Source organism: Helicobacter cetorum MIT 99-5656 (assembly GCF_000259275.1).
GTDB lineage: Bacteria > Campylobacterota > Campylobacteria > Campylobacterales > Helicobacteraceae > Helicobacter > Helicobacter cetorum.
Genome location: NC_017735.1, coordinates 1,172,344 through 1,198,920, shown reverse-complemented (window position 1 = coordinate 1,198,920; position 26,577 = coordinate 1,172,344). Strand labels below are relative to the sequence as shown.

Genomic DNA, 26,577 nt, shown 5'->3' with positions numbered 1-26,577 from the left:
AAAGGAAAAAACCATGAAACTCACTCATTTAAATGAAGAAAATCAGCCTAAAATGGTAGATGTGGGGGATAAGGAAGTGACTGAACGCATTGCTTTAGCAAGCGGAAAAATCAGCATGAGCCAAGAAGCCTATGAGGCCATCATTAAGGAACAAGTCAAAAAAGGTCCTGTATTACAAACCGCTATTGTTGCGAGCATCATGGGGGCTAAAAAAACAAGTGAGTTAATTCCTATGTGTCATTCTTTGGTATTGAATGGAGTGGATATTGATATTTTAGAAGAGGAAGAGACTTGTAGTTTTAAAATTTATGCAAGAGTGAAAACTCAAGCCAAAACAGGCGTAGAAATGGAAGCTCTAATGAGTGTAAGCATAGGACTTTTAACGATTTATGACATGGTAAAAGCGATAGATAAGAGCATGGTTATTAGTGATGTAATGTTAGAGTATAAGAGTGGGGGAAAGAGTGGCATTTATAACGCTAAGAAATAAAAAAATTTTGTGGCTTAAAGATGTTAGGATAAAATAGAGTTTTAAATCAATAAAGGGTGTGTGTTGCTTAGAAAATCATTAAATATTACCATCAAGGATAGAAAAAGGACAAATATGAAAGCGAGCAAATATCTTGTGAAAGGCTTTAAAAACACATGGCAACAATGCCTTTTAGGTGCAAGTGTTGTGGCCTTATTAGTGGGCTGTAATCCTAAGATTATTGAGGCAAATAAGGTTGCTTTGAATTTGAGCTATCAACCAAGCTCACATAATGCACAGGCATTGAACAAAAAGATTTTACTTTTAAAACCAGCCTTTCAATATAGCGATAACATTGCTAAGGAATATGAAAATAAATTTAAAGACCAAGTCGCCCTTAAAGTTGAAGAGATTTTAAAAAATCAAGGCTACAAGGTTGTGAGTTTGGATAGTAGTGAGAAAGATGATTTGTCTTTTTCACAGAAGAAAGAAGGGTATTTGGCTCTTGCTATGAGCGGTGAAATTGTCTTACGCCCTGACCCTAAAAAAACCACACAGAAAAAATCAGAACCCGGATTGTTATTTTCTACCGGTTTGGACAAAATGGAAGGGATTTTGGTTTCAGCCGGATTTATTAAAATATTACTCATAGAGCCTATGAGTGGGGAAGTTTTGGACTCTTTTATGCTTGATTTGAGTGAGTTGGATATTCATGAAAAATTTATACGCACCACCCATTCTAGCCATAGTGGGGGACTAGCTGGGGCTATGGTTAAGGGCTTTGACAATTCAAACGATGCAATTAAAAACGCTTTGAACAAAGTTTTTGTGGATATTATGGGACAGGTGGATAAAAAACTTACTCAAAATAATTTAGAAGCCTACCAAAAAGACGCCCAAGAGTTGAAAAATAAGAAAAATAAGTCCTAAAAAGAGCTTAAGGGCTTAATAAAAAATGCCTATCTCTCTTTTTAAGCGGCTTGTTTGAGACTATTCTGTGATTTATCCACAAACTTTTTAACATTCTAAGGTATTTAGGAGAGACTTGGTTCAATATTCTTTCTTTTTGAGAAAATAGGTTATAATGAAATGGTTTGTTTATGAGTTGAATTTATGTCCTAAGTTAAGGAGTTATTATGAGTAAGCAAGACAATCCTTCTAATCCTAACCAACAATATTCTCGTAGAGATTTTATCAAGTCTATTGCCATCGCAAGTGCGGCTAGTAGTGCTGGCATGTTATTACCCACTCATTTAGAAGCTCAAGCTAATGAGACACAACAAGGCTGGAAGTGGGATAAAGCCCCTTGCAGGTTTTGTGGCACAGGCTGTGGCATTATGATAGCCACTAAGAACGATAAGATTGTAGCTGTGAAGGGTGATCCTATCGCTCCGGTTAATCGTGGGTTAAATTGTATTAAAGGCTATTTTAACGCCAAGATTATGTATGGCGAAGATAGGCTAACTGAACCATTATTAAGAGTGAATGAAAAGGGCGAGTTTGATAAAAAAGGCAAATTCAAGCCTGTTTCATGGAAAAGAGCTTTTGATGAAATGGAGAAGCAATTTAAGAAAGTCTATAATGAAATGGGGCCAAGTGGGGTAGGTATTTTTGGCTCTGGGCAATACACTATTTTGGAAGGTTATGCGGCGGTTAAATTGCTTAAAGCTGGGTGGCGTAGTAATAATATTGACCCAAACGCCAGACATTGCATGGCAAGTGCGGTAGCAGGGTTTATGCAAACTTTTGGAATTGATGAGCCAAGTGGGTGTTATGATGATATTGAATTAACAGATACTATCATCACTTGGGGGGCGAATATGGCAGAAATGCACCCCATTTTATGGTCTAGGGCAAGCGATAGAAAATTGAATAATCCAGATAGAGTTAAGGTAGTTAATTTAAGCACTTATTCTAACCGCACTTCAGGGATTGCAGATATTGAGATTATCTTTAAGCCTAGCACAGATTTAGCGATATGGAATTATATTGCTAGAGAAATTGTGTATAACCACCCTGAAGCTATGGATAAGGAATTTTTGAAAGAGCATATTATTTTTGCAACCGGTTTTGCTGATATTGGCTATGGCATGCGAGATAATCCTAACCACCCAAAATACAGCGATAAAGAAAAAGAAACGATGAGAAAGCAAAATGAAATCATCTTAGATAATGAAGAAGCTATCGCTTTAAAACATTTAGGGGTTAAAAAAGGCGATAAATTGGAAATGAAACACCAAAAAGACGCCGGAAAACATTGGGAAATTTCTTTTGAAGAGTTTAAAAAAGCTTTAGAGCCTTATACTTTAGATTATGTCGCACAAGTAGCTAAGGGGGATAAAAACGAGAGCCTAGAAGATTTTAAAAAGAAGTTAGTAGAATTAGCGAAACTTTATATTGAAAAAGATAGAAAGGTAGTGAGTTTTTGGACTATGGGCTTTAACCAGCACACTAGGGGAACTTGGGTGAATGAGCAAGCTTACATGGTGCATTTTTTACTAGGCAAGCAAGCTAAACCCGGTAGCGGAGCGTTTTCATTAACCGGTCAGCCTAGTGCTTGTGGGACAGCTAGAGAAGTAGGCACTTTTAACACTCGCTTACCCGCTGATATGGTCGTAACCAATCCAAAGCATAGAGAAATTGCTGAAAAAATTTGGCACATTCCAAGTAATACCATAAACCCTAAACCGGGACACCATTTTGTCTCTATGATGAGAGCTTTAGAAGATGGGAAGGTTAAGTTTATTTGGGTGGCGGTCAATAACCCATGGCAAAATAGTGCTAATGCAAACCATTGGATAAAGGTTGCAAGAGAAATGGATAATTTTATTGTGGTGAGTGATTGTTATCCAGGCATTAGTGCTAAGGTAGCGGATTTGATTTTACCAACAGCCATGATTTATGAAAAATGGGGGGCTTATGGAAATGCTGAAAGACGCACTCAGCATTGGAAACAACAAGTTTTACCTGTAGGAAAAGCTATGAGTGATACATGGCAAATCTTAGAATTTTCTAAGCGCTTTAAGCTCAAAGAAGTTTGGGGTGAGAAAAAAATTGATGATAAACTCACTTTGCCAAGTGTTTTAGAAGAAGCTAAAAAAATGGGCTTTAATGAAAACGCCACGCTTTATGAAGTGTTGTTTGCTAATAAGGAAGCTAAGAAATTTCTAGCTAATGATGTAGTGGGAAAGGGAGCTAAAAATAGCGAAGTGTTTGGCGATAAGCGGAGCGTTGAAGGTAGCGATGGGAAAGTCTTTAAGGGCTATGGCTTTTTCATTCAAAAATATTTGTGGGAAGAATACCGCAAATTCGGTATAGGGCATGGGCATGATTTAGCCTATTTTGATGATTATCATAAAGCTAGGGGCTTGAGATGGCCTGTAGTGAATGGTAAGGAAACTTTATGGCGTTTTAACACCAAGTATGACATTTATGCTAAAAAGGCTAGTCCAAATAGCGATTTTGCTTTTTATGGGAAGGCTTTTAAAGAAATCCCACAAGGCGATTTAAAAGCCCCAAAAGTTGGGACTAAAATCAAATTAGATAATAAAGCTAAAATCTTTTTTAGACCCTTTATGAAAGCCCCTGAACGCCCTAGTAAAGAATATCCTTTCTGGCTAGCTACCGGGCGTGTATTAGAGCATTGGCATAGTGGCACCATGACTATGAGAGTGCCAGAATTATATCGTGCGGTGCCTGAAGCTAGATGTTATATGCATGAGAATGACGCTAAGAATTTAGGTGTAGAAAATGGTGGGTTAGTTTGGATTGAATCACGCCGTGGTAAGGTTAAAGCTAGAGTGGATTTAAGGGGGCGTAATAAACCACCTATGGGATTGGTGTATGTGCCTTGGTTTGATGAAAATGTCTATATCAACAAGGTTTGTTTGGATGCAACATGCCCTATTTCAAAACAAACCGATTATAAGAAGTGTGCTGTAAAAATCACAAAGGCCACTACTACTTAGAGTAATAAGGGAGTGTGGGCATGAAACACGAAGATTCTGTTTCTACAAGACGCACTTTTTTAAACAGCGTTATTAAGGGTGCTAGTCTTTGTGTGAGTGTGGGGTTTTTAGGAAGTGTGTTTTTAAAGAGTAAGGACAAGTATTTCTTACGCCCCCCAGGTGCTGGAGATGAAAAGCGTTTTTTGAGTGCTTGTATTCGCTGTGGATTATGCGTGAAGGCTTGTCCTTATGACACTTTAAAATTAGCCACTCTTTTAGACTTTGCCAATAATGGCACACCTTATTTTGAAGCAAGAAATATCCCTTGTTATCTATGCTCTGATTTACCCTGCATAAGAGCATGCCCTACAGATGCCTTAAAAAAGCAACCTTTAGAAAAAAATCAAGGTATTCGTTCTTTAAAAATGGGAATTGCCATTGTGGATACAAAATCCTGTGTAGCGTTTTGGGGGATACAATGTGATGTGTGTTATCGGGCTTGTCCTTTAATAGATGAAGCTCTTGTTTTAGAGAAAAAGCATAATGCTCGCACCAATAGGCATGTGTATTTGCTTCCTGTAGTCCAGCATGACAAGTGCGTAGGGTGTGGGTTATGCGAGAGAGCTTGTATCACTCAAAAACCAGCCATCAGGGTGTTACCTAGAGAGTTTGTGTTAGGTGAAGTAGGTAATCACTATATAAAAGGGTGGGATAGACAAGATGAACAACGCCTAAAAAATCCTAACATTTCTAATCCTAAAGACAATCAAGAAAAAACCCTTGATTATTTAAACAAGGAATTGTAATGTGTTATTTGATAGCAAGAAGAGTAACACAAATTACGATTTTAATTTTATTTGTTTTGGGGATAGGATTTAAGGGGAATTTAAGCTCTTCAGTTATTTTTTCTAAAATCCCACTAAGCGACCCATTTGCCATTTTACAATTATATTTAGCGGGTTTTAGCATAGGGTTTAAGGCTCTTATAGGGGCGGTAATTGTATTAGGATTTTATGCTCTTATTGTTGGTAGGGCGTTTTGTGCTTGGGTATGTCCTGTTAATATGATTACTGATTTGGCGTATTTTATGCGAGAAAAAACTCTTTTTAAACGCTCTAAAATCCTTAATATTTCAAAAAGCACTCGTTATTATGTGTTAACTTTGAGTTTAATTCTGTCGTTTGTATTGGGGCTTCCTGCGTTTGAAGAAGTCTCTTACATTGGCATTATTCATAGGGGCATTATTTTTGGTTCGCTCTTGTGGATTATGGTGGGATTAATAATTTTTTGTGTGGATTTATTTTTAAATGAGCGTTTGATTTGCTCTAGGATTTGTCCTTTAGGGGCGTTTTATGCTCTTGTCTCACGCTTTTCTTTATTAAAAATTTCTCATAATGTGAATCAATGCACTAAATGTTATAAATGCCTAGCCATATGCCCAGAAAAACAAGTTTTAAACATGGTGGGTAAGAGAAGTGAGAAAGTGAAAAGTGGGGAGTGTATTAAATGTGGGTGTTGTATTGAAGTGTGTAAGGATAATGCCTTAAGTTTTAATTTAGTGGATTTATTGAAAAAGGAAAAACGATGAATGTCAGTAGCGTGGTTATAGAATGTGAGTTTAAAAACTTAGAATGCTTGAAGGCTAAAATTAAAGCAATACCCTTTTGTAGTGTGGAATTAGAAAAAGATTGTCAATTGATTGTGGTGATTGAGAGTGAGAATTTAGAAGATGAATTAAAGGCTTATAAGAGTTTAGAAAATCTAAAAGAAGTGATTCAAATTCATATGGCTTTTAGCTATCAAAATTTAGAGTTAGAGAGAGAAAAAGCCGAGCATTCTAATGCCCTAGAGCGTATTGAAAGCACAGAGCAAGCCCAAGATTTTTGCTACTATGGAGATATTTATAAGCGTTATTAGAATTTGGCTTTTAAATTGCTTCTTCTAAACTTACATTAAAATAAATTCAGCTATAATGCTAAGTTTATAAACCTTTAATTTTTTAACCATTAAGGAAAGAGATGAACCTTGAAGTAAAAAAGATTGACACCGCTAACGCCCATTTGAGTGCTAAGCCTTCTGTTGAAGATTTAGAAAAGCGTTATACTAAAATCGCTCAAAAAGTCGCTAAAAAAGTTAAAATTGATGGCTTTAGAAAGGGTAAAGTTCCCCTTAATCTAGTAAAAACTCGTTATCAAGCTCAAATTGAACAAGATGCTCAAGAAGAAATGATTCAAGAAATCTTAAAAAACGCTCTTAAAGAATTGGAAATTGAGTCTAAGGATTTAATCGGTAACCCAAATCTTACTAAATTTGAAAGGAAAGACACGCATTTTGAAATAGAAGCGGATATTGGTTTGAAGCCTACTATTGTTTTAGATAAGGTTAAAGAATGTGTGCCTAGCGTTGAAGTAGAAGCTGTGAGTGAAGAAAAGGTTGATGAGCGTTTAAAGCAACTTGCCAAAGACTATGCGAAATTCATTGATACTGACACAAAAAGAAAGGCTCAAAACGATGATAAAGTAGTGGTTGATTTTGAAGGCTTTATAGACAATGTGCCTTTTGAAGGGGGTAAGGCTGAAAATTTTAGTTTTATCTTGGGTAGTAAGCAAATGTTAGAAGAGTTTGAAAAGGCTGTTTTAGGCATGCAAGCGAGCGAAGAGAAGGAATTTTCTTTGACTTTTCCTAGCGATTATCACGCACAGCATTTGGCAAACAAAGAAGCCCTTTTTAAAGTGAAATTACACCAAATTCAGGTGCGTGAAGTGTTAGAAGTCAATGATGAATTGGCTAAAAGCGTCTTAGTTAATGAAGAAAATGCGACTTTAAAGCTTTTAAAAGAGAGAGTCAAGGGACAAATATTTTTAGAAAACAAGGCTAAGCTCTATAATGAAGAATTGAAAGAAAAGTTGATTGAAAATTTAGATGAAAAAGTGGTTTTTGATTTACCAAAGACGATTGTAGAGCAAGAAATGGATTTGTTGTTTAGAAACGCTCTTTATTCTATGCAAGAAGATGAAGTCAAACCCCTTCAAGAAAATCAAGAAAGAGCCAAAGAAAAGCGTGAGAGTTTTAGAGATGACGCTACAAAAAGCGTAAAAATCACTTTCATTATTGACGCTTTAGCTAAAGAAGAAAAAATTGGCGTGCATGATAATGAAGTCTTTCAAACCTTGTATTATGAAGCGATGATGACAGGGCAAAACCCACAAAATCTCATTGAGCAATACCGCCAAAATAACATGTTGCCAGCGGTAAAAATGGCTATGATTGAAGATAGAGTGCTAACTTATTTCTTGGATAAAAACTTGTCTAAAGAGCAACAAGAAATTTTAGAAAAAATGAGACCTAACACTCAAAATACCCAAGCAACCAAGTAGTCAAGGACAGAGAGATTATGGGATATATTCCTTATGTAGTAGAAAAAACAGGGCGTGGGGAGCGTAGCTATGATATTTATTCACGCCTTTTAAAAGACCGCATTATTTTATTAAGCGGTGAGATTAATGATAGTGTAGCATCTTCAATTGTGGCTCAGCTCTTGTTTTTAGAAGCAGAAGACCCTGAAAAAGATATTAGCTTGTATATCAATTCTCCAGGTGGGGTCGTAACAAGCGGTTTTAGTATTTATGATACCATGAATTTTATCCGCCCTGATGTATGCACTATTTGTATCGGTCAAGCGGCTTCTATGGGGGCGTTCTTACTTAGTTGCGGGGCTAAGGGTAAACGCTTTTCATTACCCCATTCAAGGATTATGATTCACCAACCTTTAGGGGGGGCTCAAGGACAAGCGAGTGATATTGAGATTACCGCTAAAGAGATTATTAGACTTAAGGGCTTGTTAAATTCTATCATGGCAGAAAATTCAGGACAGGATTTAGAGCAAATCGCTAAAGACACTGATAGGGATTTTTATATGAGTGCTTTAGAAGCTAAAGAATATGGCTTGATTGATAAAGTGCTACAGAAAAACTCAAAGTAATTTTATGGCATTATTAGAGATTGTTCATTATCCTTCTAAGATTTTGAGAAGCATTTCTAAGGAAGTGGTCTCTTTTGACACTAGACTTCATCAGCAATTAGAAGATATGTATGAGACTATGATAGTAGGTGAAGGGATAGGGCTAGCCGCTATTCAAGTGGGCTTACCCTTGAGAATGTTGCTCATCAATATTCCACGAGAAGACAATTTGCAATATAAAGAAGATTGTTTAGAAATCATAAACCCTAAATTAGTAGAAACTAAGGGGGTGGTGATGTATAAAGAAGGGTGCTTGTCTGTGCCTGAGTTTTATGAAGAAGTGGAGCGTTTTGAAAAGATTAAAATAGAATATCAAAACCGCTTTGCTGAAGTGAAGGTTTTAGAAGCAAGCGGTTTGTTAGCTGTAGCCATTCAGCATGAGATAGACCATCTTAATGGTGTGTTATTTGTAGATAAATTATCTATTCTTAAGCGTAAGAAATTTGAAAAAGAATTAAAGAAAAAACAAAAACACAAATAACCATAATGATTAACACGATATTTTGTGCAACCATGCAAAAAGGAGTAGCAGAAATCGTAGCTGTGGAAGCGACTTTCACCAGAGCCTTACCTGCCTTTGTGATTTCAGGTCTAGCTAATAATTCTATTCAAGAAGCCAAACAGCGAGTCCAGTCCGCCTTGCAAAATAACGGCTTCACTTTCCCACCCTTAAAAATCACTATCAATCTTTCGCCTTCTGATTTGCCTAAATCAGGGAGCCATTTTGATTTGCCCATCGCTCTTTTAATTGCCTTACAGAAACAAGAGTTAGTTTTTAAAGAATGGTTTGCTTTTGGGGAGTTAGGACTTGATGGCAAGATTAAACACAACCAAAATATTTTTCCTATGCTCTTAGATATTGCCATTAAACACCCCCATGCAAAAGTGATTGTGCCTAAGGCTAATGAAGAGCTTTTTTCACTCATTCCTAATTTGCAATGCTTTTTTGTGGAGCATTTTAAAGAAGCCTTAGAAATTTTACAAAACCCCGAAATAAAAGCACACGCTTATACCAAAAATTTACCTTTTAAAACGATAGAACTTGACAATAAAGAGTATTATTTTTCTGAAACTTATGCCTTAGATTTTAAAGAAGTTAAGGGGCAAGCTATCGCTAAAGAAGCCGCCTTGATTGCTAGTGCTGGGTTTCATAACTTGCTTTTAGAAGGAAGCCCAGGTTGTGGAAAAAGCATGATAGCAAATCGCATGCGTTATATCTTACCCCCATTAAGCTTGAATGAAATTTTGGAAGCGACAAAATTACGCATTTTAAGCGAACAAGATAGCACTTATTATCCCTTAAGAAGCTTTAGAAACCCCCACCAAAGTGCGTCAAAATCTAGCATTTTAGGCTCAAGTTCCTTAAAAGAGCCAAAACCTGGCGAAGTCGCACTAGCTCATAATGGCATGCTTTTTTTTGATGAATTACCCCATTTTAAAAAGGATATTTTAGAAGCTTTAAGAGAGCCTTTGGAAAATAATAAATTAGTGATTTCAAGGGTGCATAGCAAGATTGAATATGAAACTTCTTTTTTATTTGTAGGGGCTTTAAATCCTTGTTTATGTGGGAATTTACTCAGTCAAACTAAAGCGTGTCGCTGTCAAGATAGAGAAATCACGCAATATAAAAACCGCTTATCTGAGCCGTTTTTGGATAGGATAGATTTGTTTGTGCAAATGGAAGAAGCAAGCATTAAAGATACTTCATCTTATTCTTGGACTTCAAAAGAGATGCATAAGCTGGTATTATTAGCCTTCAGGCAGCAAAAATTAAGAAAGCAAAGCACTTTTAATGGTAAGCTTAATGAAGCACAGATACAACAATTTTGCCCTTTAAACACAGAAACTCAAAGGCTCTTAGAACAAGCGATTGAAAGGTTTAGTTTGTCTATGCGTTCTGTCAATAAGGTTAAAAAGGTCGCTAGAACGATTGCGGATTTAAATGCTTGTGAAAATATAGAAAAATCTCACATGCTTAAGGCATTAAGTTTTAGAAAAATTTCTTAAAATCACACTAAACAAAACGAACGCTTTACTTTATAATCAAAAGCGTTTTTAGATAAAAAGGAGAGAGAATGCAAGAATACTATATCCATAATTTGGATTGCCCAGATTGTGCGGCTAAGTTAGAAAAGGCACTCAACAAGCTAGACTATGTTAAAAAAGCTCAGGTAGTTTTTAGCACCAATAAGTTATTTCTAGACACGAGCGATTTTGAAAAAGTCAAGGCTTTTATCAAACAAAATGAACCGCATTTGAGCCTATCTTTTAAGGAAGCTGTAGAAAAGCCCTTGAGTTTTGTTCCGCTTATTGCTACGATTATTATCTTTTTAAGCACGCTTTTAGTCTTACATCTTAATTCTAACGCTTTAATTGAAAAGGCTATGTTCGTGGTGTTAGCTTTAGTGTATCTTATCAGCGGTAAAGATGTTATTTTAGGGGCGTTTCGTGGGTTTAAAAAAGCTCAATTTTTTGATGAAAACGCTTTGATGCTAATTGCTACCATTGCGGCTTTTTGTGTGGGGGCGTATGAAGAAAGCGTGTCTATTATGGTGTTTTACTCCGCTGGTGAATTTTTACAAAAACTTGCAATTTCACGCTCTAAAAAATCTCTCAAGGCTCTAGTAGATGTCGCCCCTAATTTGGCATACTTAAAAAAGGGCGATGCATTAGTGAGTGTAGTGCCTGAAGATTTACAAGTTAATGATGTTGTAGTGGTGAAAGTAGGCGAAAAAGTGCCAGTTGATGGCGTGGTGCTAAAGGGTGAGAGCTTATTAGATGAAAGGGCATTGAGTGGGGAGAGTATGCCTGTGAATGTTAAAGAAAATTCTAAAGTGCTTGGGGGAAGTTTGAATTTAAAAGCTGTTCTTGAAATTAAAGTAGAGAAAGTCTATAAAGATTCTTCTATTGCTAAAATGGTAGATTTAGTCCAAAAAGCCACGAATGAAAAGAGTGAAACAGAAAAATTTATCACTAAATTTTCGCGCTACTACACCCCAAGCGTTCTATTCATTGCGTTAATGATTGCCATATTACCGCCGTTATTTTCTATGGGGAGCTTTGATGAGTGGATTTATAGGGGGCTTGTCGCTTTAATGGTGAGCTGTCCTTGTGCGTTAGTGATTTCTGTGCCTTTAGGGTATTTTGGGGGCGTGGGAGCAGCGAGTAGAAAAGGCATTTTAATGAAAGGTGTGCATGTTTTAGAAGTGCTAACTCAAGCTAAAAGCATTGCCTTTGATAAAACCGGCACCTTGACTAAAGGAGTGTTTAAGGTAGTGGATATTGTGCCTGAAAAGGGGTATTCTAAAGAAGAAGTGTTGCGTTATGCATCTTGTTCGCAACTATTATCCACACACCCCATTGCTCTATCTATTCAAAAGGCTTGTGAAGAGCAACTAAAAGATGATAATCATAAGCACAATATTTTAGATTACGAAGAGTTAAGCGGAATGGGCGTTAAAGCCAAGTGTCATACAGATTTGATTATCGCTGGGAATGAAAAAATGCTGGATAAATTCAATATCACACACAGCCCTTGCTCACAAAATGGCACAGTGGTGCATGTGGCTTTTAATCATACTTGTATAGGCTATATTGTGATTAGTGATGAGATTAAAGATGACGCTATAGAGTGCTTGAAGGATTTAAAAGCTCAAGGGATAGAAAATTTCTGTATTTTGAGTGGGGATAGAAAGAGTGCGACTGAAAGTATTGCCCAAACTCTAGGCTGTGAATATTATGCAAGTTTATTGCCTGAAGAAAAAACGAGTGTGTTTAAAGCCTTCAAAGAACGCTATAAAACTCCAGCCATTTTTGTAGGCGATGGTATCAATGACGCTCCGACTTTGGCGAGTGCTGATGTGGGGATTGGCATGGGAAAAGGCTCAGAATTAAGCAAACAAAGTGCGGATATTGTGATTACTAATGATTCCTTAAGCTCATTAGTTAAAGTTATAGCGATTGCTAAAAAGACTAAGGGCATTATTTGGCAAAATATAATGTTTGCTCTAGGGATTAAGGCGGTTTTTATCGTGCTAGGACTTATGGGATTTGCCACTTTATGGGAAGCGGTCTTTGGCGATGTGGGGGTTACGCTTTTAGCACTAGCAAATTCTATGCGTGCTATGAGAGCTTAAAGGGCTAGGATTTAAGCAAAATTTAATGATAAAATAATAATATCTTGGAAACCATATATTATTGAGAATAAACAATGTCTAAACGAGAGAGAGGTGAAACGCCATGAAAAATTTAAGGACTAATCTCACACGCCTAAGTAAAAACACCGCTTTAATTCTAGCGAGTTTATTTGCAGAATGTGAAGCTCATCTAAAAGATGGCTTTTTTGTAGAAGCTGGATTTGAAACGGGCGAACTACAGGCTAATCAAAGAGAAAGAGTCTTGTTCTTAGAAAGCAATAGTAGCAATTCGCATTCTTTGTTAAATCAAGGACTTAATTCTAGCACGCAAAAGAATCATGAAAATAAAACACAAAATGGCACTCAATCAACAAAGAGTGAAAAGCCTCAAGCGGTCGTGTCTTCAAGCTCGGATAATATGCAAGGCGATGAACCCAAGGCTGATGAAACCCCTAAAAAAGAAGAAAAACCCACACCAAAATATCCTACGCTTAAGGCTAATGCAAATATTGAAGAACTATCTAAAACGCCTAAAGAAATCAAAACAGCTACAGGCACCACCACAGAACTTTTTACAGATAGTAATATTACAAGCCCATCAAGAAAAGTTTCTACCACAGCTCCTGTTAAAATCACTCTCCCCAAAAACAAAGAAACCACTTCTAATTTTGCAACCACAAATACAACGAACACACAAAACACACAAAACACACAGCAAGTTAGCATTCAAAACTACTTGCCCTATGATTTAAATAATGTAGATGTGTATGTGAAATATACTGATAATAGCACTAAGCAAGATGATAACGCCTTAACAACAGACAATGCTAAGAGCGATGCACAAGGTATCCAAATAGACCATAATAAAGAGCATTATAAACTTGTAAAAATTGCCACCATTGACAAACTAGGGGGATTTAAAGAAATTACGCTTAATTCTAGCGAGTTTCCTGATTTGCAAAAATATTTTAATGGCAACATTGACCCCCAAGATTTTATAATGAAAGCAGGAACAGGGACTAATGGTAGCACAGATGCAAATACAGAAAGGATTTTAAAAGCAGTTAATAGCATTACAACTGATATTTCAGGGGTATTTAATGACAGTTCATCAGGCAAGGGATGGTGGTGTAACACGGATAATTGTTTTGCCAAGATTACAAAACAAGACGCTCAAAATTTTAGCAATGCCTTGTTAAATTTAGCTTATGTTTTAGATTCAAGCACATGGGAAGAGGCTATTAAAAACGCAAAGTTTGAATTTCATGATGATGGAAAAATTATTCCAAAAGATGAGATTATAAAAAAATTTAGATCAGATACCTCTAATTTAATACTTAAGATCCTTACGAGTGATCCCAAAAACCATACCCAAGGGTTAGGGGGAAGAGGATTGTTGGCTTTGCAATCTAAATTTATAGACCCTACGCAAGTAGATTTTCAAAGAAATTTTAAACATTGTGATAGCAATGTAGATACTAAAGATTACCTTTGGAATAGGAAACAAGCTGCAGAATGTGGGACAAAATACCGTGATTTTGGTTCGCTTTTACACGAATACGCCCATATAAAAGGTTATGCCCGTACTTACAACCACAGAGGGAATATGACCCATTGGTATTCTGATGGCTTTCCAAGCGTTACTACAGAGGCATGGTTTGAATTAGGGGCAAGTGGTAAGTTACCTATTTATTATGATAGTGCAGGAAAAAATGCTATACAACCAACCATTCAGAGTTCACCCGGCAAAAGACCTGAACACAAAGCTAAAGATCCTTATTATCAATCTCCAGTAACCGCCCAAGCTAGTGTAGTTTCTCACTATCTCCAAACCCCAAACACTCAAAACACTGCCGAAAGCTCTATCAATTCAAGCTTAAGCTCCATGTTTAAAGAGCATCTAAACAACGCTTTTGCCACTCTCTCTAACCAACTCAATAACAATAACTCCCTTAACAACACCACTAGCCAAACCCTTAAAGCCCCTATGCTAGGATTTAATGCCATGCTAGGTTATCAGCAATACTTTAATGACTATATAGGGTTGTCTTATTATGGCTTTTTTAATTACAATAATGCAAATCTCAAGGGTGCTTTAAATCAAGTTTCACAATTAGGTTTGGGAGTAGGGAGCAATTTGCTCTTAGATTTTTATACAAGCTATGACAACAATAGCGTGAGAAATGTTTTTGGGATTTTTGGAGGGTTTAGGGGCTTATGGAATAATTATAAGAGCAATGGACTGATTAGGCTTAATAAAAACATAGGCAATATCCATTTTACAACCGGAATCAATTATCGTTACAAGCATTCTAAGTTTTCTATTGGTTTAGGCATTCCATTAATGAAGCAAAATATAAAAGCTAGGCTTTTACAAGAGACAACCATTAGCGAAGTAGAACTTAATGAAACTCCAAAGAATATGCATATTTATTTTAACTATGGGTGGGTGTTTTAATAATATATTAAAGTAGCATCAAAAGATTTTTAATGAAAACAGGAGGTTTAAAAGATTTGTATACCTTGTGCTTAAAAGTGATTGTCTTTTCATGCGTTTTAATTGTAGCTTCTTTGAATGCCCATCAAAAAGATGGTTTGTTTGTAGAAGGGGGGCTAATAACGGGTATGCTAGAACATAGTGAATTTCAAAGGCATGAAATTCCTACACCAAAGCATAGCCAAGAAAAACCCCTTGAAAAACACCCAAAAAATCTGTGCGATGAAGTTTTATGTATGAGTAATGCCTACTACCTATCGCATGCAAGCGAGCTACTAGACCCTAGCAAGAATGCTGCTGGCATAACCTTTAGCACAAAAAACATTATTGAAACAAGCATTAAAAATAATACTCTACAAGTTGAAAACTTTTTGCCTTACAATTTATCCAATGTGAATTTGGTTATGCATATAAATGGTAAAAATATAGTTATCACGCATTTACAGGAGCTTCCACAATTCAGTCAAGCAAAATTCAGCCTAGAGATGTTCCCTATTTTAAAGCCATATGAGCATGATAGAAATGTTTCTTTTAGTGTGGAGTTCACTCAAGATTCTTCTTTGGAGACTAAAAGGGTTTTAGAAGCCATTAATTTAGTTAAGGTCAATATTATTGGCACTTTTAGCAATGAGCCTACTGGTGATAAATACCCAGTAACTGAACATGGTAAGACTAAATGGGTAAGTGATTATGTGCCTGTTACAGGAAAACTAGCACGAGATTATATTGATGTGCTTTTAAATGTGGCGTATTTGTTTAGTTCTAAAGAATGGAAAAAAGCTTTAGAAGATGCCCCCTTTGCTTTTGTGAATGCTACTAGCCCCTTTGACCCACGAAATTGTGCTAAGGATAGAGCGGATTTTGATACTTGTAAGACTAATGCTGACCCTAACATCTATGGACAAGCCCCAGCATGGTGTAAAACGGATAATCAAAAAGATTGTCATGTATGGACACCTAAGCAAGTGTGGGAGAATTTTACCAATCAATGTGGTTTTAATACCGAAAATACGGCTCATAGTTTTGATGATTGCTTGAATATTCAAGGGAATTTGAAAGATACTAATAACACTGACTTTGGGAGTGTGAAGTTGAATTTGGGCGTGATTAATACCAATGCTAATGTCTATGGGCGTGGGTGGTATGGGAGTTTGGGCTTAGATGAAGACTTTTTAAAACAAAGCGCTAAAATTTGGCACACATGGAGTTGGAAAGATGAATGGCCTTTATATGATATTTTTCACGAATACGGACACACTAGGGGCTATAGCCATAATGGGGATATGACCTATCCAACAGGTGGGAGCATGTATAAGATTTGTGAAGGGAGTAACCACACTAATTGCCATGAAGTGCATGCGGGTTATGCGGGCTTGAGCGAAGAAGTTTTAATGCAATTAGCTAAAGAAAATAAATTGCCTATTAATTATGCCACCCTTTCTAGCCAGCAAACCCCTAAATATGGTTTTAATGTGCCTGTTTATGGTTCAAATTTTGGGGTGAGCTTGCCTAAAATCATGGTTTTAAATCCTACCCAAAACACCAATAGTGTTGTGGGGGCTGATGTGAAAATGGGCTATCAACAATATTTCAATGACTTTTTTGGATTAGCGTATTATGGGATTTTCAAATACAATTACACCAATGCTAGAAACAATATTGGCACTATCAATCAATATAGTTATGGAGTGGGGACAGATTTATTAGTGGATTTTTTAAACACTTACACAGGGGGGCTAACTGGTAATTTTGTCAGTTCGTTAGGGAGTTTTGTAGGCTTAAGGGCATTCTATAATAATTACCAATTAATGCATGAGATTAAAAATAGGGGCAATGTGAATATGGTATTTGGTTTCAATTATCGTTACAAGCATTCTAAATACAGCATTGGAGCGTCCTTGCCTTTAATCCAGCAAGCGATGGAATTGAGTTTGGCTAGACTTGATACTTTAAGTGTCGTGTCTTTTGATATGGGGGTGAGCCATTTTGATTTGTTTTTTAACTATGGGTGGGTGTTTTAGAACGCTTGATTATTTTTAAAAATTACTTAAATTAAAAGATATTTTAAAATTTTGCTAATATAATTAGCATAACTGAATGTTATGAAAGTTAATAAACATTAAATATAGGAAACTAATGATAAGGAAACTTTTGAAAAAAATTAGCAAGAATGCATGTTTGGTTGTAGCGAGTTTTTTAAGCGAATGTGAAGCCCACCCAAAAAGCGGGTTTTTTGTAGAAGGGGGGTTTGAAACCGGAATGCTAGAAAGTAAAGAGATAAAAAGAGAACTTCAAAAAGGAGCAGTTGCTACACCATTGATATTTTTAAATCAGTTATTACAAACCCCAAAGAAAGCCTATTTTTCTAACGCTGAGCTTAAAAAAGATACTCAAGCCTTATGGACTGCACAAAATGTGCATGATAATGCTAATGGATTTAGCACCACTAATATGATTAAGGTTAGTTTTGACAAGGCTACTAATTCGTTGAATATTAAAAATTTTTTGCCCTATGATTTGTATAATGTTGTAATTGTGATGGACAATAAAACTATTGCTGGTTTAGCAACCATTGACGCTTTTAGTAGGATTAGTTTAAATGCATCATTGATAGATGCTCTAGAAAATAACCCTAACGCTACTTTGAAAATAGAGCCGTCTAGTTTTTCGGATGAAAATACAAAAAGAGTTTTTGAAAGCTTGAGTAAGATTAGCGTAGATATTAATGGGTTTTTTGGCAAAATGCATAATACAAGCATGGGGGGATTAGTGAATGTAGAACAGGCTAAAGATTTTACAAATATATTTTTAGATTATGCCTATGTCTTAAGCTCTAAGGCATGGGCTGATGCAGTTAAAAATTTTCCCAAACCATTTACCAATAAAGGACAAACAATTAGCCCAGAAACTTTGATAACTCAGTATAGAAAAAGTGTGGATTTATATTTAAGTGTTTTTTCCAATAGAGGTGCAGAAGCAGGAGCTGTAGGAAATTGTCCTATACAAGGATTAAAAGAGAATTGTGCTTTATTTGCTTTAATGGATAAAGTTTTTGACCCTAAAATTAATCCTTTTTTAAAAGGGCTTGATGAAAATATAAACAAAGCTCGTAGTGATTTTGGCACTTTGGTGCATGAATTTGGGCATGTGAAAGGCTATGACCATGAGGGAAATTTAACATGTCCTAATGGTTCTGTTATGGATTTTTGTAAATCTGATAAACCTAAATGGCATCATGGTAAAAAATATTATCCAGGTATGATAGGAGTTACGCAAAATACATGGCAAGAATTAGGTAGAGCAGACAAACTTCCTATCAATTACAAGACAATAGGTCAGAGCTTTAATCCAGGTGCGAGTGTGAATGAGTCCTTTGCAAATAGCTTTGTCAATACAATAAAACAAGTTATTTCTCATGCTCCTAACTCTAACACCAATAATCCTGCTAGTGCCACTAATTCTTCTAGCCCTATTAATGTCTCTAGTCTTACTAACGCTCATATAGGTAATCGTTCTACTACCACGAGCAAGAATTACCACTCTTCTATGGTGGGTTTTAATTTCAAACTAGGTTACCAACAATATTTTAATAACCACTTTGGATTAGCTTATTATGGGATAGTAAAATACAATTATACTAAGCTCAGTAACATCGCCCAACAAGTCAATCAAGTGGGTTTGGGTGTAGGTGCTGAAATTTTATTAGATTTCACTAAAAATTTTGGTGTGTTTAGTGGGGCTAGGGCTTTATATAATCAATACCATCTTTTAAAACAGATTAAAAATGCTGGCAATATTGAGTTTGTAGGAGGTTTTAATTTTTGGCATAACAAGTCTAAATATTCTATAGGGGTTTCTTTACCCTTAATTCAAAGGAACATAAAAACAGCCTTTGAGACTATAAATACATACGGACATGTTCTGCTGAAAGAAGGAATCAGTCATTTTAATGTGTTTTTTAACTATGGGTGGGTGTTTTAGTATCACAAACCCTTCTTAAAAAGGTTTGTTATTGAGAAAGGGTGATTAGAGTTTCCACACTAATTCAGTAAAGATATGGCTTCTGTCTTGGTCAGTTGCAGGTTGACTATCTAGCTTAGGACCATTCCAGCCCATTCTATACCCTTGATGCATAAAGACATTGTAGTATTCAAATTTAATGTCTGCTGAGAAGTTTTTAGAAAACTTATAGCCCAAATTGAGCGACAAGCTTTGTTCATTAGCCCTTGGCCCGTAAGTCAAACGCCCTAACAAACCCCATACAAGTTTTCTATGCACCCCACCGCCAAAGGCAAATACTGTGAAGGCATTCGCATCCATCATGTAAGATAAAGAGTTAATTGTGTTTGCATAGACACTATTAGTCCAAAAGTCAAAGCCTAAGCGGTTTCCATGATAGCCTATCATCCAGTTAGCATTCCCAAAGGCTTTGTAAATGCCAAGACCAAAATTGTATTCATTCCATTCAAATTTTTGTTTAATCATCAAGTTATGCCCATTTTTACCTGCTAGCATACCAAATTGATAGGTATCCCAAAACCTTTTAGGATAGATGGGGTTAAGCACGGTAATATCAGTTTGTGAGCGAAACCCTAAGCCATTAAAGTGGGGGTTGCTATCATAAGTGATAGTGAAATTAGGGCTGTATTCATTAAAGGGTGAAAAATAGAAAAAAGGCTGAATGCTCCAACCCTTATAATTCCAAATGGCATAAAAAGCATGCACCCCAGGATTTATGGTTTTTCCGTTTTTAAGGGTGTAGGTTTTGGGTGAATAGAAATTATAAAGCCATTCATTATAAGCAAAGCCACGGCCAAAAGAGCTGAACCACCAAAATTTGAAATGCCCTAAGTTTAAGGTCATATCCAAGCCTTGTGTATAGCCACTCATATAATCCGCTGGAGATTCGTATCTTCCGCCCCTAATTTCAAAAATATTTTTGTAGTTGTAGCGTAAGTAGGCGTTATAAATCACATAATTTCTAGTATGATTAGCCATAGTTTTTGCACAAGTAGAAGCTTCAAGGGCTTCTTTATCAGCCATTTGTGTCATTTGAGCTTGTGTCATATTGTCATATTTGCTCTGTGTCAAATTCCCTGCGGCTAACCCACAATTTGCCCATGGCTTTTGCCCTACAAGTCCACCCCAATACCCCACATAATTCCAGGCCATAGGCCCATAGGTTTTACCAGTAACTTCGTTAATAAAGTCCTTAGTATTATCATAAATAACAGCACCCCCCCAACCCCCAAGACTCCCATCTAAATGATGCCCATTGGCCGTGGCGTTTTTTGATAGTAGTTCGCTAAAATCTAGCTGCATGTAAGCCATAACGGTCATAAAGGTTTCTGTAGGATAAAGCCCTTTATTTGTGTTGATAGGCTTGTTATTGAAACCGATTTTAGAGAAGCTTTCAGCACCCGCTTTGACTTTGGCAATTTTACCCAAATCAAAAGCCTGGCCTTGAGAAGAGATTAAAAAAAGAAGCGTTGCGATATTTTTGACAGATGCAACTTTATAGTTCATGTTTAACCTTTATATTAAATAACTAAAAAATCCCAATTGATAGAGCAGACCAACACCAATAAAAACAGATACGCTTCTTATAGATTTTATATAGTGGTAGTGTCTAATCAATCCGTTCATTCTTCGCTCCTTTTGCTACAAAGTTTGACTCGCAAGGTTAACTCTTAACTAAGTCGTGCTTTAATGTTAGCATAATATTATTGTGTTTTTTGGTAATTTTGAGAATAAAATCTTTAATAGGTTATAAATTGAAACAAAAATAAATTATTGAGCTTTTGGTTTAAGAAAACTCTAAGAATTTAAAATTATACATTATGAAATTGAATAATTTTAATTATCTCTAAGAGATGAGAATGTTCTCAAAGCAAAGTAAAAAAAAGGGGGGGGTTAAGCAAAACATATTTTAAATAAAAATAATTAAGTGAATACTCACTCATTCCTTAGCACGCTCAAAGGGTCAATGCTAGAAGCTTTTTTAGCTGGATAATAGGAAGAAAAGGCCACGATTATTATAGAACCTATTAAGGTAAGCGTAAAATCTATTAGAGATAAATCTAAAGGTAATTGATTGATACCATAAACATCAGCTGGTAAAGAGATAATAGGAAATACGCTTAGCAGCTCCATAACTACAAAAGCTAAAATGACACCTAGAAGAACCCCACTAATTCCTATAGTATTACCTAAATAAAAAAAGGTTTTTTGAATTTCTTGCTTGCTACTTCCCATGCTAAAAAGTAGGGCGATTTCTTTTCGCCTATTCATCACCACCATTAAAAGCGAACTGATAATATTTAAAGATGCCATTAGAATAATTAGCATAAGCACAATAAATAACGCTCTTTTTTCTAACTCCATAGCTGAGAAAAAATTTCCGTTTTGTTGCCACCAGCCTTCAATACCTATGCCATGATGATTGATTTTTTTTAAAGCGTTACGCAATAATGCTATATCTTTCATGGGCGTTTTAGAATATGCATGCACCCCATCATAAAGCCCTAAAGGTAGCCTTCTAATCGCACTTACTGCTTGAAGACTAGTATACATGTAGCTCATATCATAAGATTTTAGCCCAGAATCAAAGCCGCCCTTTATGACAAAGCGTTTCATAATCGGCGAGAGCGTCAAGCCTGTGGGTTCTAATTCAGTGAAAAACATATCAACCTTAGATTGATTATTGATATTCAAATGTATTTTCAAACTCTTTCCTACAACCAAACTAAAAGGGTTTTCCAACAAATCATTAATATTGATTTCGTTTAGAGCGTCATTGAGAACTTCATTAAGGCGTTTTTCTTTGAGAAAGTCCACTCCAAAAACCATTCCGCCATTCAAAGCACTTTTATTTTTAAGGAGTGCTTGGGTTTGTAAATAGGGGCTAAAAAGCATGTTAGGAAACTCTTTTTCTAATTTTTGAACCACTTCTTCACTGATTCCATAAGGACTTGTCGCATAAAGCGTTAAGGGGTAATTCATCACAAAGAGCTTTTTTTCAAATTCCTTACTCATGCCATTCATAATCGCCATAGCTACAATTAAGACCATAACTCCGATAGCCACTCCAAAGAAGGCTAGTAGGGCGGTAATGCTAATAAAGGGCTGGCTTTTATCAAAACGCAAATATCGTTTGATAAGAAAAAAGATGAGCAGATGCGAATTACTTGGCAAATAAACCTTTCTTAGGACCGCTTTTACCACAACAATGTTTGTATTTTTCCCCACTACCGCAATAGCACATTTCATTTCTTGATGGGGTTTTAGCAAAAGTTTTCATAGGAACATTCAAATCTTCATCTAAGGCTTCTTCATGATGATAAGTTACACTCTCATGCTCTCTTTCTTCACTGAAATTATCCAAATAACGCTCTGCATCACTAGAATATTCTTCGCTTTCAAATTGAATTTTAGAAAAGGTTTTAATCGCTTCAATTTTAATGCTTTCAATGAGTTCTAAGAAGAGATTGTAACTCTCTTTTTTGTATTCTACAAGGGGGTCTTTTTGGTTATAGCCCCTTAAATTAATGCCGGTTTTGAGATTGTCCATAGTGTAGAGATGTTCTCGCCATGCATTATCTAAAATCTGTAGATACACAATGCGTTCAATCCTGCTTCGTTGCTCGTTATCTAAAGATTTCATTTTATTTTCATAATCGCTCTCTAGCTTTTGAGCTACAAAGTTTTCAATATTAGTGGCTTGTTTTAAATCTTCTAGCTCAACATTCACATTAAAATCTTCTTTTAAGATATTTTTAAGCCCCAAAAGTTCATCGTGAGATAAATCTTGATTGTCAAAGGCTTTGATTTTAGAAAAGATTTGATTAAGTGCGTATTCTCTGTTTTCAGCAATTTTAGTGCTAATATCATAATTGACATCAAGCAATTCATCTCTAAATTTATACACGCTCTTGCGTTGCTCATTCGCCACATCATCGTATTCTAGCAAATGCTTTCGGCTTTCAAAATGCAAGTTCTCAACCTTTTTTTGCGCGTTTTCAACTGCTCTTGTTACAAGCTTTGACTCAATATGTTCGCCATCTTTAAGCCCTAATTTTTCCATAACCCCCTTAATCCTATCGCTTCCAAAAATGCGTAACAAATTATCTTCTAAACTCAAATAGAATTGACTAACCCCCGGGTCTCCTTGTCTTCCACTACGCCCTCTTAATTGATTGTCAATTCTCCTGCTCTCATGCCTTTCAGTGCCAATGATATACAATCCGCCAAGCTCTTTAATCTCATCAGTAAGCTTAATATCAACGCCCCTCCCTGCCATATTGGTCGCAATCGTAACCGCTCCTTTAAGCCCAGCGTCTTTGATGATTTCAGCCTCTTTGGTGTGTTGTTTAGCGTTTAAAACGGTATGCGGGATTCGCTCTTTTTTGAGTAAGGCATGCAAGGTTTCGCTCTTTTCAATGCTTGCTGTACCAACTAAAACGGGCTGACCCTTAGCATGCAATTCTTTAATCTTAAGAATCACGGCATCAAATTTTTCTTTTTCACTCTTATAGATTAAATCATTCAAATCTTTGCGTTTAATTACTAGATTCGTAGGGATGGACACCACTTCTAGATTGTAAATTTCTAAAAATTCCGTGGCTTCTGTTTGAGCGGTGCCTGTCATGCCAGAAAGCTTTGAATACATTCTAAAATAGTTTTGAAAAGTTATATCTGCTAAGGTTTGACTCTCTTCTTTGATACTCACGCCTTCTTTAGCTTCTAAGGCTTGGTGCAAGCCTTCACTAAATCGTCTTCCCTCAGATAAACGCCCTGTAAATTCATCTACAATCACCACTTCATTATTAGCTACAATGTAATCTTTGTCTATAAAAAAGAGATAATTAGCTTTTAGGGCTTGGTCTAAATGGTGCGATAAAGCGGCGTTTTCAATTTTATATAAATTATCCACTCCAAAGAGATTTTCAGCTTTTTTAATGCCTTCTTCAGTGATTAAAATGGTGCGATTCTTTTCATCTATAGTAAAATCAACTTCAACTTGCATGTTCTTAGCGACTTCATCGGCCTTGTTATAATTCTCCATGCGTTTATCCACAGGCCCTGAGATGATTAAGGGGGTTCTTGCTTCATCAATTAAAATAGAATCCACTTCATCAACAATGGCAAATGCATGAGATTTTTGCACTTTATGCTCCAAAGAATACTTCATATTATCTCTTAGATAATCAAAGCCAAATTCGTTATTAGTGCCATAAACAATGTCTTTAGAGTATATTTCTAAGCGTTCATCTTCATCTCGCACATTTGCTGTAATAGTGCCTACGCTATAACCTAAGAAATTGTATAAAGGCTCCATTTCTTTAGAATCTCTATGAGCTAGGTAGTCATTCACGGTTACGACATGCACGCTTTCGCCCTTAAGAGCGTTTAAGGCCACTGCTAAAGTGGCTACTAGAGTCTTACCTTCGCCGGTTTTCATTTCAGCAATTTTGCCATCATTTAAGACCATGCCCCCAATGAGTTGCACATCAAAATGACGCATATTTAACACACGCTTGCTTGCTTCTCTTGTAATAGCAAAACTCTTAGATAAAACTTCCAAAAGGGTTTTTTCTTGTAAATCTTTTTGTTGAGATTGAACATAAATTTTTAGTTCTTCAAAAGCGTTTTTAAGTTCATCATCGCTCATCTTTTCATAAGTAGGCTCTAATTCATTGATAGCTAGGACTTGTTTTTTGTATTTTTTTATCCACCTATCATTTCTAGTTCCAATGACTTTTCCAATTATTGCTTTTATCATAGTAGTGATAACCTTTTAAGACTAGTGCTTCAAACACAAAGCATTCGTTTTTGAGTGAATTTTAGCATGGATAGGATAAAAGTCTTGTAAAATAACTCATTTTGACAGAGTGAGAGACAATTTTCTTAAGGCTTTATTGTGATACACATGATTTTTTTAAAGATTTTTATGGTTTTTATGCTAGTTGATGTTATTTGTGCCAAGACCCCTCTAGAACTTTCTAAAGAAGAAAGGGTTTTAAGAAACTTACAGAGTTTTAGTGCAAGTTTTAAGCAAGTTTTAAAAAATGAACGCCCCTTAGTCTATCATGGGGTTTTAAAGGCTAAAGCCCCTAATCTAGCTTTATGGATTTATGAAAAACCTTTGAAAAAAGAAATCTATATGAACGCTAAAGAAGTGGTGATTTATGAACCTAGTTTGTTTCAAGCAACGATTTCAAAACTCCAAAGAAAAGCTGATTTTTTTAGCATTCTCAAACAATTGAAAAAACAACCAGATAATTCATTCATCGCTACGATTGATAAAACGACCTATCGTTTGGTGTTTAAGGATGGTAAGCCTTTTGTTTTAGAGTTTAAAGATGAGATGGATAATCTTGTAAAGATTACTTTTTCTCAAGTAGAAATTAATCCTAAAATTTCTGATGCAATTTTTGTTTTTGAGCCTAAAGACACCAATATTGACATCGTGCGTCAATAATTTTAAACTCTTTATTAGCAAAAATTAGCTAGAATGAGAGAGTTTTCATAGGACTTGTGGGGCTGAGCTTTGGATTTCGACAAGATTCTTGTTGCATAGATAGCATGCCAAGTGCGACTTGTAAAAATAGCAACAAAAATAACTGTAAACAATACAAATTACGCTCCAGCTTACGCTAAAGCTGCGTAAGTTAATCTCCATTTGGAGCTGGACTGATTGAAATTTCTAGCGTTTTAATCACTCCATAACCCTAAGCTAGATGCGTTTAAAAAGTGGTTCGCTTTTTAAATTAAGATTAAAGAACTCTTAGGATTATCTTAAGGTTTTAGAAAATTGAACCAAAGGTAGTTTTAAGGCTAAAAAACCAATCAATTTTCTAAGCATGTAGAAGTTTGTGTTTAGAACAAGATTTTTGGACTGGGGTTCGATTCCCCACAGCTCCACCATTATGTTTAAATAAAGATTAGTTTTTATTTGTGTTTTTTAAGGAAAGTAGATGCAAAAATTTTTCTCTCGTTTTAAAAAATGGGTGTTGCCTTATACTCTTGTGGGCGTTTTAATGGCAATAGATGTTGATGAGCTGACTGAAGCTCAAGCTAATAGCGTTAAATTAAGCGATGCGTTAGTGAGTTTGAGCGATAAGCTTTTAGAAAAGGCGGTTGATAGGGGGCAAAATGCTGAGCAACTTAAAGAGCTTAATGACTTGCATGAAAAAATCAAGCATTTACGCTTAAGCTTAGAGCCTAAACCTAAGGATAAAAAGAATAATCCTAATTTAAAAGACCATGAAAGTCCTGAAGTGATTGAAATAGGCGAAGCGATAAAAAAGGCTTTAGGAAGTCCCATAGACCCTTCAAGTGCGTTAGAAATTGCCACTCAAATTGATAAGCAACTAGAAGTTTACAACAAAGAAGCTAACATAGATATTAAGCCTTTAAAAGACATTTTGAGTGAACTAGAAAGCTCTCTAAGAAAAGCGATTGATTATCAAGAAAAATGGCTCAACTCTCAAAAGCCTAATTAAAAG

19 protein-coding genes and 1 other RNA gene are annotated in these 26,577 nt (G+C 35.9%); 17 read left to right on the top strand and 3 right to left on the bottom strand.

Annotated features, from left to right (window positions below; genetic code table 11):
* Positions 1 to 13 precede the first annotated feature (13 nt).
* The 14 genes from moaC to HCD_RS05595 all read left to right on the top strand — a co-directional run bounded on the left by moaC (position 14) and on the right by HCD_RS05595 (position 19,051).
* On the top strand, positions 14 to 490 hold the full coding sequence (gene moaC / locus HCD_RS05660; RefSeq protein WP_014659618.1) for a cyclic pyranopterin monophosphate synthase MoaC: 477 nt from the start codon (positions 14 to 16) through the stop codon (positions 488 to 490).
* A 114-nt stretch (positions 491 to 604) separates the two neighbouring features.
* The gene (locus HCD_RS05655; RefSeq protein ID WP_014659617.1) at positions 605 to 1,399 is read left to right on the top strand and encodes an HpaA family protein; all 795 of its coding nucleotides are present in this window, start codon (positions 605 to 607) and stop codon (positions 1,397 to 1,399) included.
* 206 nt (positions 1,400 to 1,605) lie between these two features.
* Positions 1,606 to 4,437: a periplasmic nitrate reductase subunit alpha gene (gene napA, locus HCD_RS05650; RefSeq protein ID WP_014659616.1), complete on the top strand. Its 2,832-nt coding sequence runs from the start codon at positions 1,606 to 1,608 to the stop codon at positions 4,435 to 4,437.
* 20 nt (positions 4,438 to 4,457) lie between these two features.
* A complete protein-coding gene (napG, locus tag HCD_RS05645) occupies positions 4,458 to 5,222 on the top strand; it encodes a ferredoxin-type protein NapG (protein WP_014659615.1) in 765 nt (254 codons plus the stop codon).
* Positions 5,222 to 6,004, top strand: a complete 783-nt coding sequence (gene napH / locus HCD_RS05640; protein ID WP_014659614.1) for a quinol dehydrogenase ferredoxin subunit NapH — start codon at positions 5,222 to 5,224, stop codon at positions 6,002 to 6,004. Before napG ends, napH begins: the two co-directional genes overlap by 1 nt.
* The gene (locus HCD_RS05635) at positions 6,001 to 6,333 is read left to right on the top strand and encodes a chaperone NapD (RefSeq protein WP_014659613.1); all 333 of its coding nucleotides are present in this window, start codon (positions 6,001 to 6,003) and stop codon (positions 6,331 to 6,333) included. The genes napH and HCD_RS05635 overlap by 4 nt, the downstream gene beginning before the upstream one ends.
* Positions 6,334 to 6,434: 101 nt before the next feature.
* Entirely contained in the window at positions 6,435 to 7,793 is a 1,359-nt protein-coding gene (tig, locus tag HCD_RS05630; RefSeq protein WP_014659612.1) for a trigger factor, read from the top strand.
* Between the two features lie 17 nt (positions 7,794 to 7,810).
* Complete coding sequence (clpP, locus tag HCD_RS05625) at positions 7,811 to 8,398, top strand: ATP-dependent Clp endopeptidase proteolytic subunit ClpP (RefSeq protein WP_014659611.1); 588 nt, start codon at positions 7,811 to 7,813, stop codon at positions 8,396 to 8,398.
* Positions 8,399 to 8,402: 4 nt separating this feature from the next.
* On the top strand, positions 8,403 to 8,918 hold the full coding sequence (gene def / locus HCD_RS05620) for a peptide deformylase (protein WP_014659610.1): 516 nt from the start codon (positions 8,403 to 8,405) through the stop codon (positions 8,916 to 8,918).
* Positions 8,919 to 8,923: 5 nt separating this feature from the next.
* A complete protein-coding gene (locus HCD_RS05615; protein WP_014659609.1) occupies positions 8,924 to 10,444 on the top strand; it encodes a YifB family Mg chelatase-like AAA ATPase in 1,521 nt (506 codons plus the stop codon).
* A 68-nt stretch (positions 10,445 to 10,512) separates the two neighbouring features.
* Positions 10,513 to 12,573, top strand: coding sequence for a heavy metal translocating P-type ATPase (locus HCD_RS05610; protein ID WP_014659608.1), 2,061 nt, complete (start codon positions 10,513 to 10,515; stop codon positions 12,571 to 12,573).
* 103 nt (positions 12,574 to 12,676) lie between these two features.
* Complete coding sequence (locus HCD_RS05605; RefSeq protein WP_014659607.1) at positions 12,677 to 15,031, top strand: porin family protein; 2,355 nt, start codon at positions 12,677 to 12,679, stop codon at positions 15,029 to 15,031.
* A 32-nt stretch (positions 15,032 to 15,063) separates the two neighbouring features.
* Complete coding sequence (locus HCD_RS05600) at positions 15,064 to 17,091, top strand: outer membrane beta-barrel protein (RefSeq protein WP_014659606.1); 2,028 nt, start codon at positions 15,064 to 15,066, stop codon at positions 17,089 to 17,091.
* Positions 17,092 to 17,221: 130 nt separating this feature from the next.
* Positions 17,222 to 19,051, top strand: coding sequence for an outer membrane protein HomA (locus HCD_RS05595; RefSeq protein WP_014659605.1), 1,830 nt, complete (start codon positions 17,222 to 17,224; stop codon positions 19,049 to 19,051).
* Positions 19,052 to 19,096: 45 nt separating this feature from the next.
* Here the strand turns inward: HCD_RS05595 and HCD_RS05590 are convergent, their stop codons facing one another.
* From HCD_RS05590 to secA, 3 genes are all read right to left on the bottom strand, one after another.
* A complete protein-coding gene (locus HCD_RS05590) occupies positions 19,097 to 20,596 on the bottom strand; it encodes an outer membrane family protein (protein ID WP_014659604.1) in 1,500 nt (499 codons plus the stop codon).
* A gap of 429 nt (positions 20,597 to 21,025) precedes the next feature.
* A complete protein-coding gene (locus HCD_RS05585) occupies positions 21,026 to 22,318 on the bottom strand; it encodes an FtsX-like permease family protein (protein ID WP_411269455.1) in 1,293 nt (430 codons plus the stop codon).
* Entirely contained in the window at positions 22,254 to 24,851 is a 2,598-nt protein-coding gene (gene secA, locus HCD_RS05580) for a preprotein translocase subunit SecA (protein ID WP_014659602.1), read from the bottom strand. The genes HCD_RS05585 and secA overlap by 65 nt, the downstream gene beginning before the upstream one ends.
* Before the next feature lie 147 nt (positions 24,852 to 24,998).
* Between secA and lolA the strand changes: the two genes are divergently transcribed.
* The 3 genes from lolA (at position 24,999) to HCD_RS05570 (ending at position 26,574) form a co-directional block, all read left to right on the top strand.
* Positions 24,999 to 25,550 (top strand): LolA-like outer membrane lipoprotein chaperone, encoded by a 552-nt coding sequence (lolA, locus tag HCD_RS05575; protein ID WP_014659601.1) that lies wholly within the window; start codon positions 24,999 to 25,001, stop codon positions 25,548 to 25,550.
* A 58-nt stretch (positions 25,551 to 25,608) separates the two neighbouring features.
* Positions 25,609 to 25,996, top strand: a transfer-messenger RNA (tmRNA) gene (ssrA, locus tag HCD_RS08965).
* Positions 25,997 to 26,046: 50 nt separating this feature from the next.
* The gene (locus HCD_RS05570; protein ID WP_014659600.1) at positions 26,047 to 26,574 is read left to right on the top strand and encodes a hypothetical protein; all 528 of its coding nucleotides are present in this window, start codon (positions 26,047 to 26,049) and stop codon (positions 26,572 to 26,574) included.
* The last annotated feature ends 3 nt before the right edge of the window (positions 26,575 to 26,577 follow it).